14 protein-coding genes are annotated in these 20030 nt (G+C 57.1%); 12 read left to right on the top strand and 2 right to left on the bottom strand.

What is annotated here, in order from left to right:
* Positions 1-315 precede the first annotated feature (315 nt).
* The 7 genes from B5D61_RS12170 (at position 316) to groL (ending at position 11588) form a co-directional block, all read left to right on the top strand.
* Positions 316-5019, top strand: coding sequence for a PVC-type heme-binding CxxCH protein (locus B5D61_RS12170; protein WP_078813671.1), 4704 nt, complete (start codon positions 316-318; stop codon positions 5017-5019).
* A 56-nt stretch (positions 5020-5075) separates the two neighbouring features.
* Complete coding sequence (locus B5D61_RS12165) at positions 5076-5348, top strand: hypothetical protein (protein ID WP_078813670.1); 273 nt, start codon at positions 5076-5078, stop codon at positions 5346-5348.
* 32 nt (positions 5349-5380) lie between these two features.
* A complete protein-coding gene (locus B5D61_RS12160) occupies positions 5381-6589 on the top strand; it encodes an alpha/beta hydrolase (protein ID WP_078813669.1) in 1209 nt (402 codons plus the stop codon).
* A gap of 241 nt (positions 6590-6830) precedes the next feature.
* On the top strand, positions 6831-8762 hold the full coding sequence (gene dnaK, locus B5D61_RS12155) for a molecular chaperone DnaK (protein WP_078813668.1): 1932 nt from the start codon (positions 6831-6833) through the stop codon (positions 8760-8762).
* A gap of 32 nt (positions 8763-8794) precedes the next feature.
* On the top strand, positions 8795-9451 hold the full coding sequence (locus B5D61_RS12150; protein WP_078813667.1) for a hypothetical protein: 657 nt from the start codon (positions 8795-8797) through the stop codon (positions 9449-9451).
* A gap of 172 nt (positions 9452-9623) precedes the next feature.
* Positions 9624-9920, top strand: coding sequence for a co-chaperone GroES (locus B5D61_RS12145; protein ID WP_078813666.1), 297 nt, complete (start codon positions 9624-9626; stop codon positions 9918-9920).
* 45 nt (positions 9921-9965) lie between these two features.
* A complete protein-coding gene (gene groL, locus B5D61_RS12140) occupies positions 9966-11588 on the top strand; it encodes a chaperonin GroEL (protein ID WP_078813665.1) in 1623 nt (540 codons plus the stop codon).
* A gap of 232 nt (positions 11589-11820) precedes the next feature.
* Here the strand turns inward: groL and B5D61_RS12135 are convergent, their stop codons facing one another.
* Complete coding sequence (locus B5D61_RS12135; protein ID WP_078813664.1) at positions 11821-13191, bottom strand: NCS2 family permease; 1371 nt, start codon at positions 13189-13191, stop codon at positions 11821-11823.
* Between the two features lie 232 nt (positions 13192-13423).
* On the opposite strand from B5D61_RS12135, the gene B5D61_RS12130 reads away from it, so the two are divergent.
* The 3 genes from B5D61_RS12130 to B5D61_RS12120 all read left to right on the top strand — a co-directional run bounded on the left by B5D61_RS12130 (position 13424) and on the right by B5D61_RS12120 (position 16482).
* Entirely contained in the window at positions 13424-13945 is a 522-nt protein-coding gene (locus B5D61_RS12130) for a hypothetical protein (protein WP_139373225.1), read from the top strand.
* A 15-nt stretch (positions 13946-13960) separates the two neighbouring features.
* Positions 13961-14395 carry a hypothetical protein gene (locus B5D61_RS12125; protein ID WP_078813662.1) on the top strand — a complete coding sequence of 145 codons (435 nt, stop codon included), beginning with the start codon at positions 13961-13963 and terminating at the stop codon, positions 14393-14395.
* Positions 14396-14967: 572 nt separating this feature from the next.
* Positions 14968-16482, top strand: a complete 1515-nt coding sequence (locus B5D61_RS12120) for a sulfatase family protein (protein WP_176159385.1) — start codon at positions 14968-14970, stop codon at positions 16480-16482.
* 44 nt (positions 16483-16526) lie between these two features.
* Here the strand turns inward: B5D61_RS12120 and B5D61_RS12115 are convergent, their stop codons facing one another.
* Entirely contained in the window at positions 16527-17459 is a 933-nt protein-coding gene (locus B5D61_RS12115; RefSeq protein WP_078813660.1) for an alpha/beta hydrolase, read from the bottom strand.
* A 159-nt stretch (positions 17460-17618) separates the two neighbouring features.
* Here B5D61_RS12115 and B5D61_RS12110 point away from each other — a divergent pair, with 159 nt between their 5' ends.
* Both B5D61_RS12110 and B5D61_RS12105 read left to right on the top strand, forming a co-directional pair.
* A complete protein-coding gene (locus tag B5D61_RS12110) occupies positions 17619-18677 on the top strand; it encodes an OmpA family protein (protein WP_176159384.1) in 1059 nt (352 codons plus the stop codon).
* A gap of 37 nt (positions 18678-18714) precedes the next feature.
* Positions 18715-20022: a putative DNA modification/repair radical SAM protein gene (locus tag B5D61_RS12105; RefSeq protein WP_078813658.1), complete on the top strand. Its 1308-nt coding sequence runs from the start codon at positions 18715-18717 to the stop codon at positions 20020-20022.
* Positions 20023-20030 lie beyond the last annotated feature (8 nt).

Below are 20030 nucleotides of genomic sequence, written 5' to 3'. Positions count from 1 at the left end.
GGGTCCTGGGGTTTTACCCCAGGCTGAGGAATGCTGCACCTTCGGTGCTCTGGAAGAGGCGGGTTGTGCAGACCTATTTCCAATGGATGGTCGAACGGCCCCGGGAACTGTGTAGCGGTGCAGCAAAGCCCCCTGTCAGAGGATCGTTTCAGACCATCTGTTTGGAAATGCGTATCAGGCCCTCTTACCTCTCCACCGGGCCGTGAAGCGAAAGGGTCGCTGGCTTTAAACCGGACGCGTGTCCGATCCATCCTAAATCTTGTCCGACAGCCCTGTCTCCTGATAACGTTTCTTCCGGACTCCGACCCTTTCACCATGAAAAGCCTGTTCCTTCTCGCTCTCGCCAGTGTGTCCCTGCTCCAGGCGGAGACCCTCATTTCCTGGCAGCGTGTCCAGTTGACGGACCAGTTTTACGCTGAAGGGGCCACCTATGCAGACCTGAACAAAGATGGCCACATGGACATCATCAGCGGCCCGTTTTGGTATGAGGGGCCGGATTGGAAAAAAGCGCACGCGTTTTACGAGCCGAAGGTTTTTAGCATCCATGGTTATTCCGACAACTTCTTTAGCTATCCCCACGATTTCAATGGCGATGGCTGGCAGGACCTTCTCGTGTTGGGTTTTCCTGGGAAGGAAGCCCGGCTGTATCTGAACCCGGGTCGGTTTGACCAAGACAAAGACACTCCCTGGGCCATGCACATCGTCGCCGATGTCGTGGACAATGAATCCCCCGTCTTCACCGATATCACTGGCGATGGCAAACCGGAGATCGTCTGCAGCACCGGAGGCCGCTTTGGCTGGTTTGCACCGGACTGGAGCAAGCCCACGGAGAAGTGGACCTTCCATGCGGTGACGGGTGATATGAAGGTGGCCAAGTTCACCCATGGCCTTGGCGTGGGAGATGTGGATGGCGATGGGAAAATGGATCTGCTGGAAGCTCGCCGCTGGTGGCAGGCCGGAAGTGGAGACACCTGGACGCAACACAACTTTGCCGCCGGAGTCGGGGGCGGGGCGCAGATGTTCGCCTATGACTTCGATGGCGATGGCCGCAATGATGTGGCGACCGCTTTGTCCGCGCATCGCTATGGGGTGGCTGTGTTTATGAATCGCAGTGATGCGGGCACTCCTACCCGCACTTCGGATCCGGCGGGCAAAAGTGCCCACCCCACTTGGGAAAAGCGCACGCTGGTGGGTGAGCAGCCCTGGGAGAACGACTATGGCATCGTCTTCAGTCAGCCGCATGCCATGTCCCTGGTGGATGTGGATGGAGATGGGGTGAAGGACCTCGTCACCGGCAAGCGCTACTGGGCTCACAATGGCCATGGCGATCCCGATGAGCACGGGGCTCGGGTGGTGTATTGGTTTCAAACCAAGCGCGATGGCAAGGGTGGGGTGGAGTTTATCCCGCACCTCGTCGATGCCGAAAGCGGTGTGGGTGTGGATGTGCAGACCGGGGATGTGAATGGCGATCAGCTGCAGGACATCATCGTGGGCAACAAAAGCGGGGTGTATGTGTTGCTCCAGGAGCGGCAGGAGGTGAGCCCCGAGCTTGCCGAACAAATGCGCCCCAAGAAACTGTATGGCCCCGGCCTGATGCCGCAGAGCGACTATCAAGCGGGCCAATCTCCGCAAGACGCGGTCAAGAACCTGCAACTGCCTGCGGGTTTCAAAGCCGAACTGATCGCGTCGGAGCCAGAGGTGGTGCAGCCCATCGCCATGACTTGGGATGAACGGGGCCGCCTCTGGGTGATCGAGGGCAACAGCTACCCGAAACCCCGTGAACCTGGGGCTGGGCAGGACCGCATCCTGATCTTTGAGGACAAGGATGGCAATGGCAAGTTCGAGACCCGCAAGGTCTTCGCAGAAGGCATCAGCCTGGCCAGTGGCATTGAGATCGGCTTCGGGGGGGTGTGGGTGGGGGCCGCGCCTTATCTGATGTTCATCCCGGATGCAGATCGTGATGATGTGCCGGATCAGAAACACGAGAGTTATGCCGCTTTTCCCCAAGTGCCCGGTTTAAAATTCACCGCGTATGCCTTGCTGGATGGCTGGGGGTCTCAAGATACGCATGAGACGCTGAACAGCTTCATCTGGGGACCGGACGGTTGGCTGTATGGCTGTCAGGGTGTCTTTACACACTCCAAGGTAGGCAAGGTGGGCACGCCCGACGAGCAGCGTGAACCCCTGAATGCCTGCGTCTGGCGCTATCATCCAGTGCGGCATGTCTTCGAAGTCTTTGCCCATGGCACGAGTAATCCCTGGGGGCTGGATTACGATGAGCATGGCGAGTTTTTTGTGACCGCCTGTGTGATCCCGCATCTGTATCACATCGTGCCGGGCGGGCGCTACTTCCGGCAGGCGGGGCAGCACTTCAATCCCTACACCTACGACGACATCAAGACTATTGCTGACCATGCCCATTATGCGGGGGACATTCGCGCCAATGCGCATTGGGGTGCCCGACGTGAGGGAGGCATCGTCGCCGATGATACGAATCAAGCCGGAGGCGGTCATGCCCACTGCGGTTTAGCCATCTATCAGAGCGACCAGTTCCCGGCCAGCTATCGCAATCAACTCCTGTTTGGCAACCTGCATGGGCATCGTCTGGTGAACAATTACCTCGATCCGAAGGGCAGCACCTACATCGGCCGCCATGGCAGCGACTTCCTGCGGTCTAATGACATGTATTTTATACCCGTGACTCAAAAAGTCGGGCCGGATGGCTCTCTGTACGTCAGCGATTGGAGTGATAAACAGGTCTGCCATCGCGGCAGCAATGCGATTGAGATGTGGGATCGCAGCAATGGGCGAATCTATCGGGTGAGTTATGGTCCAAGTGATGCGGGCACTCCTGCCCGCAAGGAGGGGCATGCGCTCCAGTTCCCGCAGGCACCGTTTGATCTGACTCAGGAAAGTGATGAGTCGCTGGTGCGGCTCGCGGTGCAGACGGAGAACGAGTGGTTCGCGCGGATGGCCAAGCGAGTGCTCATGGAGAGAACAACCGTGGAGACGAGCCGCTTTGCGAGCATCGCTCCCATTTTGGAGAGGACACCCTCGACTCAAGAAACCTCAGCGCTTCGCTCCCTTTGGTTATCCTTGAGTGCAGGAGGAACTACGCCCATCGCCACCCCGAAAGCCAATGAAGGCTTTGATCATTTGCGGGCCTGGCAAGTGCGGGCCAAGGCTGCGGGATCGAGCAGCACCGGCTTGAGCGAGCTGGCCAAGCAGGATGCCTCCCCCGTCGTTCGTCGCGAGTTGGCCTCCGCGCTTCAGCGTCTGCCTCTGGAGAGCCGCTCGGACATCGCCACCGCTCTGCTCCATCATGAGGAGGACAAGGATGATCCTTACATCCCGCTGCTCATCTGGTATGGCATCGAGCCAGTCGTGGGAGCCGATGCGGAAGCAGGGCTGAAACTCGCGACGGCCTCGAAGATGCCCACGGTGACGGAGTTCATTTATCGACGTTTGGGCAGCGAGGAAAAGGGACGTGAGGCTTTGCTCGGGATCGCAGCACAGTCGCCCGATGCCGCTCAGAGGGAAACCCTGCTGCGCACCGTGGTGGAAGCCGCCAGGGCAGGGGGCAAGGTGGCTTTGCCGTCAGCCTGGCCCGAGTGGAAAACGCAACTGGGCGCGTCGGATCTGGTTCAGGAGTTGGAAGCCTTCATGGGGGTGGAAACAGCCCTGGCCGCCTACCGTCAGACCTTGGTTTCACAGTCCTCTTTGGCCCAGCGGGAGGCGGCTTTGCGCATCCTCATGCAAGTGCGCGATGCCCAGACGGCGGGCTTACTCCACCAACTGCTGCAAGGCGAAGACAAGACCCTGATTCGCCGGGTCGTTCAAGCCCTGGCCACCCTGCCTCATGAGGATACACCCGCCCTGCTGCTGGAGAAGTTTGCTTCCTTCGATGCCAACCTTCAAACCGATGTCATAAACACCCTGGCCACCACCCCTGCGGGAGCTCGCGGACTGCTGCTGGCGGTGAAGGAGGGCAAGGTGGCGCGTTCTGCACTCTCGCCCTTCCTGGTTCGTCAAATGGATGCGCTGAAAGATGCGGAAGTCCGCCGCCTCATCCCTCAGGTCTGGGGGGATCTCAATGCGCCGAAGCCCGATCTGGAGCAGCGGAAGGTCAAGTTCCGCACCACCCTTTCCAAAGAAGCTCTGGCGCGGGCCGATGCGAAGCAGGGTAAGCTCATCTTCAGCGCCACCTGCGGAACATGCCATCGTTTGTTAGGTGAAGGTCAGGATGTGGGCCCGGATTTGACAGGCTCCAATCGCGGTGATCTGGATTACCTTCTGGACAACGTGCTGGACCCGAATGCCGTCATTGGCAAAGACTACCAGCTCAACATCTTCGAACTTCAAGATGGGCGAATTGCCAGTGGCGTGATCAAAGAAGAAACCGCCGCCGCTTATCGCGTGGCGATGCCGGGAGGGATCGAGCAAATGGTCACGAAAGCCGAGATCAAAAAGCGCACGGTATCTCCCGTGAGCACCATGCCGGAGGGGCTGTTCGATGCCCTGCCTGCGGATTCGCTGCTCCATCTCGTGAAGTATCTCCAGAGTCAAACCTCAGCCTCCAAGGGAACGTCCATCAAAGGCGCTCAAGAAGGTGAGAAACTCAAAACCGAAGCGAGCATTGGCAAGGCGAAAGTCCAACCCATGGGCAACTTCAAAGAAGGGCACTGGAGCGGTGATCAGCACCTGTGGTGGACGGGCGGCAAGGTCGGCAATACCCTCAAGATTCGCTTCACCAAAACCCAGCCCGGTAAACAGAAGCTGCACGCGGTTTTCACCAAGGCCCCCGACTACGGCATCGTGAGCTTTCAAGTGGCGGGCCAAGCCTGTGCTCTTGGCGACTTGGATCTCTACGACCCCCAGGTTGTGAATACTCCCGAGCTGCAGTTGGGAGAGTTTGATTTACCCCCGGGCGAGTGTGAACTGGTGGTGACGATCCAAGGCCACAACGCTGCGGCCAAACCTGCCCTGATGTTTGCGCTGGATTATTTGCGCTGGGAGTGACAACGGCTCGGGGTTCCTGAAACGAACGTTCTTGTTTTAAAGGGGTCTCAGCTCCCATGCGAGACCTCCAAAGCACAGCCGCCATGTGGCTCAAGGCCATCTTGTTTCTCGTCATCGGTCTTTTCTCCGCGGCGATTTTGCTGATTGAGCATGGAAGCTGGCGCACGGCTCTTTTGCTAGCTTTGTGCATTTGGGGTTTTTGTCGGGCTTACTACTTTGCGTTTTATGTGATCGAACGCTGGGTGGACCCGAGTTTCAAATTCAGCGGCTTGGGGCATTTTGCCCTTTATCTGCTCCGGCAGCGAAGAGGAAAACAAGACGAGGCTTGAAGATCACGGCGGCTTTTGCGTAAAGGTCTGTCATGTCACGACTCTTTACCGCCCTCGGTTTCACCTGCCTGTTGACCCTTCAGACGCTCTCTGCGGCTGAGCCCACCAAAGTACGCCTCTGGCCCGATGGAGCGCCAGGTGCGAAGGGGAATGAAGATAAAGACCAACCCTTCATTTATGTGTGGTCTGCGGCGAAGGAAAAAACCAATGGCGCCGCGTTTGTGGTTTGCCCCGGCGGTGGCTACGGTGGTTTGGCGGCCGATCACGAGGGCACCCAAGTAGCCAAGTGGTTCAATGGATTGGGAGTCTCCGCCTTTGTCCTGCACTACCGGTTAGGCACCCATGGATATCATTACCCCATCCAGCTCATGGATGTGCAACGGGCCATCCGCCACGTGCGGGCCAATGCCCAGCAGTATGGCATTGATCCGAATCGGATTGGCGTCATCGGCTTCTCCGCGGGGGGGCACCTGAGTTCCATGGCGGCCACCTTGTTTGATGAGAAACCCGAGGGCATGACCCAGGACGCGGTGGATCAGGTCAGTGCCCGGCCAGATGTGGCGGCGCCTACCTATCCGGTGATTTCAATGATCGATGAATTTGCGCACTCTGGCTCGCGCAAAAACTTACTGGGCCCAGATAACAACACGGACGAAATGGCGCGCCAAGTCAGCACTCAGCTTCGGGTGACGCCTCAGACTCCTCCGACATTCCTGTTCCAGACCGATGAAGACACCGTCGTTCCGGCGGAGAACGCGGTGAGCTTTTACCTCGCTTGTCGCAAAAATGGAGTGCCTGCGGAACTGCATTGCTATCGCCCCGGTATTCATGGGGTCGGTTTGTATCTGGGTGATCCCGTCCTGGGCACCTGGAGCCTGCATCTGCGGGATTGGCTGCGTAATCAAGGTTTCTTGAAACCCTCGCCGCGGGCTTCCGTCAGTGGCAAACTCACGATCAACGGCACCCCGGTGAGTTGGGGCAGCATCGTCTTCCGTTCGGACGATTCTTCAGCACCCGTCGCTTGCGCGCGAGTCATGAAAGGGAACTTCAAGCTCGATGGCAAGTCGGGGCCTGTGGTGGGGAAGGTCACCTTACGTGTCAGCTACAGCGCTGCGGATGTGCCTGGGCTGGATACCCCAGATGGCACGGTGACCACGGAAGAGCAGAAGCCTGGCGGAGGCACCTGGACGCTCGAAATCAAGCCCGGCGACAATAAGCTGGAGCTGAACATAGAACGTTGAGTCACGACGAGGGCGGCTCGTCTGAAAGTGCCATCGAAGCCGTCCAAAAGTGCCAAGTGACAGATCAATTGTGCCAAAAAGGCTCTTTAAGCTCCTCTTTGGGTTGATCTTGCTGCGCGTCTCGATGGCGTAATTCGTTCACAATCAACTCATTGAGAATGAGGCAAGCTTCGTGGCACGCGGCTTGCCTTATAAAGGGTCACTCAAACTTTATCTAGAAAGCTTTTCCCAACCCAACCTTATGAGCAAAATCCTCGGCATTGACCTCGGCACCACCAACTCCTGTATGGCCGTCCTCGACGGCGGCAAGGCGACGGTGCTTGAGAACTCTGAAGGCGCACGCACCACGCCTTCCATCGTCGCTTTCACCAAGAGCGGCGAGCGCGTCGTCGGTCAGGCCGCGAAGCGCCAGGCCGTCACCAACCCACGCAACACCGTTTTCTCCGTGAAGCGCCTGATGGGCCGCAAGTTCGCTGAACTGACGGAGGCCGACAAGCGCATGCCTTACAAGATCGTCGCGGCGGCCAATGGCGACGCCCACGTCCAGGTGGAAGTCGGCGGCGAAACCAAGACCTATTCCCCACAGGAAGTCAGCGCCATGATCCTCAGCAAGCTGAAGGCTGACGCTGAAGCGAAACTTGGCGAGGCCATCACGGAGGCGGTGATTACCGTCCCAGCTTACTTCAATGACAGCCAGCGTAACGCCACCAAGGCCGCTGGCGAGATCGCTGGTCTGAACGTCCGCCGTATCATCAACGAACCCACCGCCGCCTCCCTGGCTTATGGCCTGGAAAGCAAGAGCGATGAGAAGATCGCCGTGTATGACCTTGGCGGTGGCACTTTCGATATCTCCGTTCTTGAGATCGGTGACGGCGTCTTTGAAGTGCTGGCCACCGATGGCGATACCCACCTGGGCGGTGACGATTGGGATAACACCCTCATCACCTGGATCGTCAATGAGTTCAAAGCCGACAGCGGCATTGATCTCAGCGGCCAGCCTGACGCACTTCAGCGCATCAAGGAAGAAGCTGAGAAGGCCAAGATCGCCCTCAGCTCCAGCCAGAGCTATGATCTCAACCTGCCGTTCATCACGGCAGATGCCACCGGGCCGAAGCACATCATGAAGACGCTGACCCGCGCGAAGATGGAGCAGCTCTGCGACAGCCTCTTTGAGCGCACCATCAAGCCCGTGCGTGAGTGCCTTGCCGCCGCCAAACTGGACGCCAGCAAGATCGACGAACTCGTTCTCGTGGGTGGGATGACCCGCATGCCTAAAGTGGTGGAAACCGCCAAGAAACTGGCCGGTAAAGACCCTCACCAGGGCGTGAACCCCGATGAAGTGGTGGCCATCGGTGCTGCCATCCAAGGTGGCGTGCTGAAAGGTGATGTGAAGGACGTGCTCCTTCTCGACGTGACCCCGCTGACACTGGCGATCGAAACTGCAGGTGGCGTGGCCACCCCGATGATCCCCCGTAACACGACCATTCCGAAGAAGCACAGTCAGATCTTCTCCACCTACAGCGACAACCAGCCTGGTGTGGAAATCGTGATCCTGCAAGGTGAGCGCCCGATGTCCAAGGACAACAAAGTGCTAGGCACCTTCAAGCTGGATGGCATTCCTCCGCTTCCCCGCGGTGTCCCTCAGATCGAAGTGACCTTCGACATCGACGCCAACGGCATCCTTCACGTTTCCGCCAAGGAAAAAACCACCGGCAAAGAACAGCGCATCTCCATTCAGGGCAGCTCCGGCCTCAGCCAGGAAGAGATCGAGAAAGCCAAGCGCGACGCTGAAGAGCACGCTGAGGAAGATCTCAAGCGCAAGGAAGCTGTCGAAGTGAAGAACAAGGCGGAAGCCCTGTCCTTCGAGATCGAGAAGCAGGTCAAAGAGTGGGAGGGTAAAGTCCCTGCCGAGCAGCTGAGCCCGATCACGGACAAGCTGGCTGGTCTGAAGTCTGCCATCGAGTCTGGTGACACGGATCGCATGAAGGCGCAGACCGAAGAGCTCGAGAAGCTGTTTGCTGCGGCTTATCAAGCGGCTGCCCAAGCTGGTGCCGCAGGCGCACCGCCGCAGGGTGACATGCCCGAGCCTCCGACCGCGAACGCCGAAACGAAGTCTGCCGACAAAGGCAAGGTCGTGGACGCCGACTTCGAAGTCGTGGACAAGGACAAGTAAGCAGTTCCGTTTTTTCTCCGATGAGAAACGTGATGAACCCTCAGCTGCCCATCTCAACTGATTCTACCTCCAAGGTGCCGACCAACCGTCGGCACCTTCAGGTGGGGGTGGCGGCTGTGCTCATTTCGTTCAGCATCTCCTGTGGGAAGAAACCCGAAGTCTCAAAATCAACGGAAGCCTCTCCGGCCCAGCCCAAAGCTGTGACCACCACGAGTGTCTCGGACACTCATCTCGACAGCCTCATCACTGATGCCCTCGAGCCCTTACCTGCTGAGCGTCAAAACGCCCTGGCGGATGAAGCGGAGAGCATCATTGACAAATATCCCAACAAAACCGCCGCGGACCTGTTGAACGTCCCTGAGGTGAATGAAAGCCTCAAGGTGGCTCTCACCAAATTGGGCCAGGATAAAAAGCTGTTAGGCCAGATCAACTCCACGGTGGAATTGGCAGCTCGCATGCAAGGGCTGGAAGCCAAACCCGGCTCTGTAGGACTGGATCTCCAGGTGCAGAATTATGATCGTCCGCGCACCTCGCGTATGCTCCAGGCGGTTTTGTCCGAAGACCCCAAGCGCATCGTCGGCTTCCTGGTCGAGGAAATTGGCGAAGCCACACCGGAGCTCACTTATGACGGCGTTTACCGCGCCAGCAACGGGGTGGCGATCAAAGAAAACCCACCTCCGGCGAAATAAATCCCGCCCACTGCCGACTTCTTCGTCCGTCGTTTTCCCGTCTCGCATTTCCCCTCTCGATAAATTTTCCGCCCGGCTGGCCGCCACATGAACCCATTATGTGACTGCAAGCCGGGCAGATGAACCAAACCAAACTGAACAACTAAACAAGTTAGCAGAAAATAGACCAACTATGGCTACCGCAATCACCCCGCTCGGCCGCCGCGTCCTCGTGAAGCGCTCCCTCAGCGAAGAAAAATCCGCTGGTGGGATCTTCCTTCCCGACACCGCGAAGGAAAAACCACAGGAGGCAGAAGTGCTCGCTCTCGGCACCGGCAAGGATGACGAAGGCAAGGACGTCAGCACTCTCTTCACCGTGAAGGCAGGCGACAAAGTCCTGATCTCCAAATACGGCGGCACTGAAGTCAAGGTCAACGGCGAGGACCTCCTCATCATCAACGAAACCGACATCCTCGGTATCATCGCCTAATCCCTCAAGGAATCTCAACACCCCTGAACCCTACTCAACTCAGTTATGGCAAAACAACTCAACTTTGACGAAACCGCTCGCCAGGCCCTCCTGCGCGGTGTCACCAAGCTGGCGAAAGCCGTGAAGGCCACCCTTGGCCCTGCGGGTCGCAACGTGATCCTGGAAAAGAAATTCGGTTCCCCCACCATCACCAAAGACGGTGTGACCGTGGCTAAGGAAATCGAACTCCCCGACGCTTATGAAAACATGGGCGCTCAGCTGATCAAGGAAGTCTCCTCCAAGACCTCCGACATCGCTGGTGACGGCACCACCACCGCCACCGTGCTGGCTGAAGCCATCTACTCCGAAGGTCTGCGTAACGTGACCGCCGGTGCTAACCCGACCTCCCTTCAGCGCGGTATCCTCAAGGCCACCGAAGCCATCGTGGCTAAGCTGAAAGAAATCAGCACCCCTGTGAAGGACAGCAAGGAAGTGGCCCAGGTCGCGACCGTGTCCGCCAACTGGGACACCGCGATCGGCAACATCATCGCCGAAGCCATGGACAAAGTGGGTAAAGAAGGCACCATCACCGTTGAGGAAGCCAAGTCCATCGAAACCACCCTCGACGTCGTCGAAGGGATGCAGTTCGACAAGGGCTACCTGTCCCCTTACTTCGTCACGGACCCAGAGTCCATGGAAGCAAACCTGGACAGCGCTTACATCCTCATTCACGAGAAGAAGATCAGCAGCCTGAAAGACATGCTGCCTCTGCTTGAGAAGGTCGCTCGCTCCGGCAAGCCTCTCCTCATCATCGCTGAAGACGTGGAAGGTGAAGCCCTGGCTACCCTCGTGGTGAACAAGCTGCGCGGCACCCTCAACATCGTGGCCGTCAAGGCTCCTGGCTTTGGCGACCGCCGCAAGGCCATGCTGGAAGACATCGCCATCCTCACCGGTGGCCGCTGCATCACCGAAGACCTCGGCATCAAGCTGGAAAACATCGAGCTCTCCGACCTCGGCCGCGCTAAGCGTCTGACCATCGGTAAGGAAAGCACCGTCATCGTCGAAGGCGAAGGCACCAGCGAAGCCATCTCCGGCCGCGTGTCCCAGATCAAGCGCCAGATCGAAGAAACCACCAGCGACTACGACCGCGAGAAGCTCCAAGAGCGCCTTGCCAAGCTGGCCGGTGGTGTGGCCGTCATCAACGTCGGTGCTGCCACTGAAACCGAGATGAAAGAGAAGAAAGCCCGCGTGGAAGACGCCCTTCACGCCACCCGCGCTGCGGTGGAAGAAGGCATCGTCCCTGGCGGTGGTGTCGCTCTCATCCGCGCTCAGGCGGCCGTTGGTGACCTCGGCCTGACTGGCGACGAGAAGACCGGTGCTGAAATCATTGCTCGTGCCATCGAAGCTCCTCTCCGCCAGCTGGCTGCCAATGCCGGCGTGGAAGGCGCTCTGATCGTCTCCGAAGTGAAGAAGGGCAAAGGCAACCACGGTTACAACGTCGCTACCGGCGAATACACCGACCTCATCAAGGCTGGCGTCGTTGACCCTGCCAAGGTGACCCGTAGCGCTCTTCAGAACGCTGCCTCCATCTCCGGTCTCCTGCTGACCACCGAGTGCCTCATCGCCGACATTCCGAAGGAAGAGAAGGCTGATGCCGGTCACAGCCACGACCACGGCGGAATGATGTAATTGTAGGAATAAAAGAGTTTTTTTGAACTCTTATCTGGAGAGGCCTGTCTGAAAAGGCAGGTCTCTCTTCATAAACATTTTGTCTTGAGAGACCTGTTTTCGCATACCGGGAGCTTGCGAAGACAGGCCTCACGATAAAAAACCCAAACCCCCAACGACGGACCGGAAGGCAACTTCCGGTCCGTTTTTGTTTATTTTCTGAACACTCGTCCTGTGCCTTCAGATTTACTTCTCAATGAACCATCCCTAACAGGTAATAGGCCGCGCACATCCCCGCCAGGATCAGCATGCCCGCATTCAGTTCGCGCCAGCGCCCTGCCGCCCCTTTCAGCACTGGATGCACGACAAACCCAGCCGTCAGGCCGTTGGCGATGTTATAGGTAAAGAGCATCATCACGATCGTGACAAAGGCGGGCACCCACTCCGTGAGATCTTCGAAATCAATCCGGCGCACCGATCCCATCATCAGCACCCCCACCGCGATCAGGGCTGGACCGTAAGCGAAACGAAGCTGCTGGAGCGGCTCAATGAGAGGGATGAAAAACAGCGAAACCGCAAACAACCCCGCTGTCACCAGTGCGGCCAAACCCGTGCGTGCCCCCTCGCTGATGCCCGTGGCCGACTCGATGTAGGCACCACTCGTGGAGGTGCCGATCAAGCCGCTGAACATGCATGTCAGCGCATCCACCAGCATGGGCTTTTCCACCTGAGGGAAATTGCCCTTTTCATCCAGCAGATCCGCCGCTGCGCCTAGCCCAGTGAGCGTGCCCAGGGTATCCAGAAAGCTCATGAGAAACAGCGTCAGTAGGACAGGCAGGAAACTCAGCTTCAACACGCCGAGAATGTCCAGCTTAAAGGCAATCGCACCGAGGTCGTAATCCCCTGTAAAGGGCAGTGCCATCACCGCCTTGGGCGCCGAGCCAAAGCCTGCCAACCCGCCGATCACCGCCGTCACGGCAATACCGATCAGCAAGGCCCCGCGGACCTTGCGCAGCATCAGCACGATCATCAGCAAAAAGCCCAGCACTGCCAGCAGCACCTGTGGATCTCGCAGATCCCCGATCTTCACCGGCACCGCTGGAGCCGCCAGTAGACCCCCTGCCCCCTTGGGCAAAACTTCCGCAGGCATCCCGGTCACGAAGCTGGTGACGATGCCCGTCTCATACAGACCGATGAAAGCCAGAAACAAACCGATCCCCGCTGCAAAGCTGTGCTTGAGCCCCGCTGGCACCGCATTCGCCAGCCAACCTCGAATGCCCAACAACGTGATCAGCAGAAACAACACCCCACTCACAAACACCGCCCCGAGTCTCTGCTCCCAGCCGATCCCCAGCGCCACCAAACCAAAAGCAATGAAGGCATTCTCCCCCATGTAAGGCGCCACCGCGATAGGTCGATTCGCGATCAAGCCCATCAATGCACAGCCAAACACCGCCGTCAGAATCGTCGCCACCGTGCCCGGCCCAGAGGGAATCCCTGCAAAGCTTAGGATCGCCGGATTCACCACCATGATGTAGGCCATGGTCACAAAGGTGGTGAGACCTCCCAACACCTCCGTGCGCACCGAGGTCCCGCGTTCAGTCAGCTTGAAGAAACGATCCATGATGAAGCCCAACAGGAGCAAGCACCGTGCGGATGTCTTGTGGAGAATTAAAGAACAGCTCGTGATAGACAGCCATTTGGGTCAAAAGAGGGCAAAAAAAGCTGCCGAGCGTCTCGAAGCCATGCAAGACCAGTTAAGCAGCTGATCCTTGGCGGCTTGATGATGTGCTTCGTTATAAAAAGCGGATAAAATTGCCCTTTAACGAGTTTCGTGTCACGACAAGCGTGTCGGCATGACTCCGAGCATAACCATCAATCAGCAGACAATCGAAATGGGTCATCGTATTCTGATGACGAGAAAAGCTCGTTCCTGCAGAATCTTCGATTTTGTGGTGGCATTGATCGCTGCGGGGCTCTCATGGTGGCAAACGGGCCAAGGAGGGCAACTGATACTCGGTTCGACCGATTACTCTGGAATTTCTATCGGGCTTACAAAGTTGACTGCTGCCATGATCGTCGGAGCAGGCACGTTGGCTGTCTTACATTACCTCCGCCGTTGGCAAGTTGAAAAGCTCGTTCAATCCATTGTTAGGCGGTGGGAAAACGAAACCGGTGGCTATGCCTCGGTGGAGTTGCACCATGATCATCTTTCTTGTCAAATTTCTGGCAAAGAACGGACATTCAAGCGTGAGCAGATCAAAGAGGTCGTTCGTGCAGAAGGTTGTCTCATCTTGATCCTGAATGAGCCGACTCTTGGCAAAGAGGTTTTCCTTCCCTTTGCTCATGATCCACGTATCCATGCATGGATCGGCTAAGCTTGATGCATAGATATGAAACGGACGAAGCTGATCCTTGGATATTTGGCGCTCTTGCTGATGACCTCTTGCGAAGATCGCTCGCAAGAGAAGATCTCGAATGAAGAGCGCGTGAGTGTTCTCGGAGAAAAGATAGGAATCCAGTTTCCTCAAAACGCCACCTTACTGAATGAGATCGCGGATTCGAATCGGTTGGAGACGCATACCCATTATGCGTGGGGATTGAAATCAACGAAGGCCTTTGAAATTCCAGAGCGCGATGAGGACTTCTCAGATTTCCCTGTTGAAACCGCCGTTCCTTTTGTGGAAATGATCAGTGGAGGGATTCGAATCGACAAACCCACGACTGCGGTGTCCGGCCACTGGTTAAACGATGGTTATGAGTATCGCTTTGTGTTAGTCCGAGCTGTCGATGCGGAATATCTGGCCATTGAACAATATCGCCAGTGAAGGATCGAAGACGTTTAAGGGAACCCAATTACCTGAAGCGGACATCGAAGATCGATGTGTGGCCAGGATGTTAGCAAATTAGCGCTGAAGTTATGCCTTTTCTGGCTAATAAAACATAGGTGGCGGAACAAGACTTTGTTTCGAACTAGCTATCGCCGACATCCAGATTGGACCGAAGGGTATTCGGAGACATGAAAAGAGTTCATCAACCTTTCTGTATGGATGTGTTTAAGTGGCATTGACCTTGGAGGAAAATGAACTTGCATTCCTTTTTGTTAGTCCAGCCGGTTTGACTGAAAATGGATCCTGTATCGCCATACGCTAAAGAGCCCCTTTGACACATTTTGTGTCACGACCCACAAGTTTTGTGCCAGTTTAATCCCTGGGTTGGCAAGGGCTTGAAAGTTATTCGGGGGTGTTTATGTCCGAAGAAAAGGTCTACAAAAGGGTTCAAGACCACGTCGGAAGCGGAGAGTGAAGGAAAGTGGGAAGTTTGCGGAAGCTATCGGGTGGGAAGGTCGTTTCAGGGCGGATCGCAGAAAGAGACGCATCGAATGAGGATGGACATGACTATGAAAGCTCTACTGACAGGTTTAATGCTGATACTCCCGGTCGGACTGCGGGCCGAGAAGACCGAGACAAAGACGGCTGCTCAACCGGATGTGCTGGTGATCCTGACGGATCAGTGGAGCCCGCGTTACCTGAGCTGGGAGAATCCGGAGGTGAAGACGCCGAACTTGGATCGGATGGCGAAGGAGGGGATGATCTTTGATGCGTGTTACACGACTTCACCGGTGTGCATGCCGGCGCGTATCTCCCTGATCACGGGGTTGTATCCTCACAATGGCGGCCACTCCGTGTGGGGGAATGTGGGGAACTATGCCACGCCTGCGGAAGCGGCCCCAATGTTCCGTGATATCCGCGCAGCGGGTTACACGACGGCGCAGATCGGTAAGCTGCATTGGAGTAGTGGAGCGGCTTGGAAAGAACACCACGAAAATCTGGAAGACTACTATCAGGCCCTGGGGCTGGATGTGGTGGTGGATGTCTCGGGGCCGCCGGACTCCGCCGATGCGCGCGGGGCCTATGCCCGACATCTACGTCAAAAGGGGCTGCTGGAGCAGGTGGCCAAGGATCTACATGATCGTTATGTGAAGTGGGAGTTTGAACCGCGTGCCAGTGTCGTTGGTGTGGAGGATTATCACGATGTCTTCGTGGCGGACGAAGCGGTGAAATTCATCGGCGGACAACCGCAGGAAAAGCCGTTGTGTCTGGTGGCCAGCTTTCACTCACCGCATCCGCCGCTGGACCCGCCGGGAGAGTTTGCCACCATGTATGAGCCTGAGAAACTGACGTTGCCCGCGAACGTGCCTCCGGTTTACCTGCGGGAGGGACATGCCCTGAATCATGCGGAGACGCGTGAAGCACTGGCGGCCTATCTGGGCAAGATCTCGCTGGTGGATCGCTGCGTGGGGCAGTTGATTGAGGCGCTGAAAAAACGTGGCACTTGGGACAATACGTTGGTGCTTTTCACCGCCGATCATGGCGAGATGATGGGGGCGCATGGTTACCTCACGAAAGGCCGGTTTTATGAGGAGTCCGCACGCGTGCCTCTGGTGATCCGTTGGCCCGGCCAGGTCCAAGCAGGGCGAACCAAGGCCCCGGCGCAAATGATGGATGTCTATCCCACCATCGTCGAGGCCATCGGGGGAGAACTGAGTCCAGGGCGCTTTGCGGTATCGCAGTTACCGGTGGCGATGGGAAAGAAGAAGGCCGTGCGGCGTGTGGCGGTGAGTGAGATCGGCACGGTGGCACCTCTGCGCGTGATGGCGCGGGATGGGCGCTACAAGTGGTGGGCTGAGGAGGACAAGGAGTTTCTCTTCGACCTGGACACCGATCCTCTGGAGATGACGAATCTGGCGGAGCTACCGGAACATCGTGAGACGCTGCAACACATGCGTGAGGAGATGCTGCTGCACCTGCGCAGCTCCCAGCTCAATCTCTCCGCAGGGTACAAACCGAAGGTGCAGCGGTTGCGAGAGGCGGAGAAAAAGAAGAAACCGAAGGCGGCTGAACCTCCGAGGTAAGATCGGGAAGGGGGGCTCATGCCCAGTGCATCAGGTCGGCAGATTCACTGAGGCTGCTGGGGAAGGCCGTCCAGCCACTCCAGCAAGAGCTGAGGCCAGCGAGTCGGTGGATAGCCGCGCTTCACGCGCTGAGGGATGAGATTCCCTACGCCATGAGCCCCTTGCTCAAAGATGGCCATCTTCACGGGAACGCCTAATTTTTCCAAGTCCACTGCGATCGCCTTTGGCATCTCGATCGGGGCTCCACCAGGGACCCCATCATTGGTGGCATGGACGAGGAAGACAGGAGGGGTTTCGGGGCGAAAGTGGAAGGGCGATTCTTTCTGTCGCCAATGCCACGTGGCGAGTCCCACGGCGAAGTCCGGACGGCTGCTGAGACGGTCGATGGGATCCGAAGCTTGAGGATCACCCAGATCGAAGTTGGCGGCCAAGTTCATGGCTAGGTTACCCCCGGCCGAGTAACCGGCGATGCCGATCTGATGTGGGTTGATCCCCCACTCCTCAGCTCGGTGTCGCACCAAGCGCACGGCACGTTTGGCATCGAGCAAGGTCAGTGCCTGAATGCCCTCGTTGGTCAGACGATGCGGAGGCCGTACGCGATACTTCAATCCGAAGACGGTGACACCGAGCGGATTGAAGACCTGAGCTGCATAAACGACGTGGGTTTTCCAATCCAAGCTACCATAACCGCCTCCGGCACAGATGATCAGAGCTCGCCCCGTGCGCTTTTCGGCGTCGGCAGGGAAAACCACCAGTGCGGGGACGGTCACATTCTTGATGGAGCCGTTCTCACCCACGAACTCTGCCGGTGCCCCTTCCAGAAACTGCGGCGGACGATCCGGCCAGAGGGGAACAGTTAGAGGTGCATCTAAGTTCGCCGTTGGTGCAGCAGGGTTGGCTTCCGCAGCCGCGAGGTTCTCCCACTTGAGAAGAAAGGCTCCGATGAAGAGAAGGGATCGAAAAAGACGCTGGGACATGATCTGATGAACGGTGATTTCGACCTACTCTTCCTTCGATACAGCACCTTGATTCGAGTTCGCTTATCCGTTCGATAGGGGAAGTTTCATGACCGCCTTTAATTATATAAAACTAGTTGTCTCGACAGAATGAAGTTTGGATCGTTACTTCGCCTCCGCATGAAGATTTTATCATCTCATTGGTTAGTCGTCGCCAGCGTGTTTGTCTCCAGTCTCGCCTTCACTCAAACAAGTCCAGAGTTCACTCGCGATAAACCCGGCTCCAAGGATCACCCGATTCTGAAGCGCATCGAGGGATCTGTGATTTTGAATTATGCGACCAAGAAGTTTGATTCTCACCAAGTGGCGTTAGGCCCCGTCATTTTTGATTATGCGGAGCAAAAGACCAAGGACTGGAAGAAGATCGATGTCGAAGGAGCACGCACCACGTTGTTTTATCGAGAGCCGGCGGATGCGAGTACTCTGGAGTGCCTGCGCTCTTATCAGAACGACTTGAAGGAGAAGGGATTTGAGGTGCTGTTTGAGGGCTACAGCGGTGGTAAACCTCAAGAAGATGGCAACACGCTGGACAATGGCTATGGCCGCTTCCTGGCAGCCGTCTATCAGACCGAAAAAGACTACGGCCTACAGGAATACACGATGCCTGGAGCCGACGACTTCCGCTACACCGCCATGAAGAAGACGGGAGAAGGAGGTGCCGGAGATATCTATGTGACGATCTTTACCGCAGCGGTCACCGATTCCTGGAAAGATCCCGAGAAGGGTATCCTGGCGGGAACGGTTGTTGCACGTGTGGATGTCATCGAGACCAAGGCCATGGAAAACCGCATGGTGATGGTGAAAGCCGATGAAATGGAAAAGCAAATCACCACCACGGGCCGGGTGGCGCTCTATGGCATCTACTTCGATACGAATAAAGCCACGCTCAAACCGGAATCCGATACCGCGCTCGCTGAGGTGCAGAAGCTCATGAGCTCAGACCCCGAGATCAAGCTCTTGGTGGTGGGGCACACGGACAATGTCGGAGAGTTTGAATTCAACCGTGACCTCTCCAATCGCCGCGCCGCTGCGGTGGTGGAGGCCTTGATCAGTCGCTACGGCATCTCCACGCAACGTCTCTTTCCCTTTGGATGTAGTTTCGCCAGCCCCGCCGCCCCCAATGCGAATGAAGATGGTCGTGCGAAGAATCGCAGGGTGGAGTTGGTGAAGTGGAATTGACTTGAGGGCGGCTATCTATACTGTTCTTGAGAACAGTATGAATACGGAGAGGAAACTCGAAATCCTGGCCGATGCCGCCAAGTATGATGCCTCCTGCGCGAGCTCGGGTGCGGCCCGTAAGGACTCGCGTGGGAGCCAAGGGGTGGGCTCGACGGGCGGCATGGGCATCTGCCACAGCTTCACCCCAGATGGCCGCTGTGTCTCCCTGCTGAAGGTGCTGCTCACCAATGTGTGCCTTTACGACTGCCACTACTGCATCAACCGCAGGTCCTCCAATGTACAACGGGCTCGCTTCAGTCCCGAAGAGGTGGTGAAGCTGACGCTGGATTTCTACAAGCGTAACTACATCGAAGGGCTGTTCCTCAGCAGTGGCATTGTCCGCAGTGCAGACTACACCATGGAGCAGGTCGTCGAAGTAGCCCGGCAGCTACGCGAGGTGCATCATTTTCGCGGCTACATTCATCTCAAAACCATCCCGGAAGCCTCTCAAGAACTCATTGATCTTGCCGGGCGATACGCGGATCGCATCAGCATCAACGTGGAGTTGCCGACGCAGGAAGGTTTGGATCGTTTAGCTCCTGAGAAGAATTTAAACAACACCCGCCAGGCCATGCAAGGCATCAAGGCCCGCATTGAAGAAAACAACGTCGCCAAAAAAGAGGCGCGGCAGATTCGTCAACGGCCCCGCGCGCAAGCCCCCGTCTTTGCGACAGGGCAGAGCACTCAGATGATTGTGGGGGCGGACAGCTCCAATGACGCCATCGTTCTGAATCGTGCGGATGAGTTGTATCGGGACTATCGTCTGCGACGCGTCTATTACAGTGGTTTTAGTCCCATCCCTGAACCGAGCGTTTTGTTGCCGCTGAAGTCACCGCCTCTCGTGCGCGAACATCGATTGTATCAGGCGGATTGGCTTCTCCGCTTTTATGGCTTCGAGGTCACGGAACTGCTGCCGCAAGAAAACCCTCACCTCGATCTGGACCTCGACCCCAAGTTGGCCTGGGCGCTGCGCTTTCGCGAGTTCTTCCCGGTGGATATCAACCGGGCACCTCGTGAGATGCTCTGGCGCGTGCCCGGGCTGGGCGTGACGAATGTGGCGCGAATTATCGCGGCACGGCGTTTCTCACGTCTGTCTTTGAGCGACCTTCAGCGCATGCGCGTGAACCTCAGCAAGGTGCAACCCTTCATCGTGGCGGCTGATCATGTGCCGCAGATCACTCTTTTGGAGGGTGCTGATCTCAGACAGCGGTTTTTACCGAGGCCTCGACAGCTGGAATTGGATTTCACCTCACCCCCTCAGGCGACGCCAGAGACGGCAGCTTCTGCTCGGAGTGGTCAGCTTTAATTCCTTCC

Origin of the sequence: Prosthecobacter debontii (genome assembly GCF_900167535.1) — a bacterium.
GTDB classification, from domain to species: domain Bacteria; phylum Verrucomicrobiota; class Verrucomicrobiia; order Verrucomicrobiales; family Verrucomicrobiaceae; genus Prosthecobacter; species Prosthecobacter debontii.
Note: the sequence above shows the minus strand (reverse complement) of the source record. Positions and strands in the feature narration are given on the sequence as shown.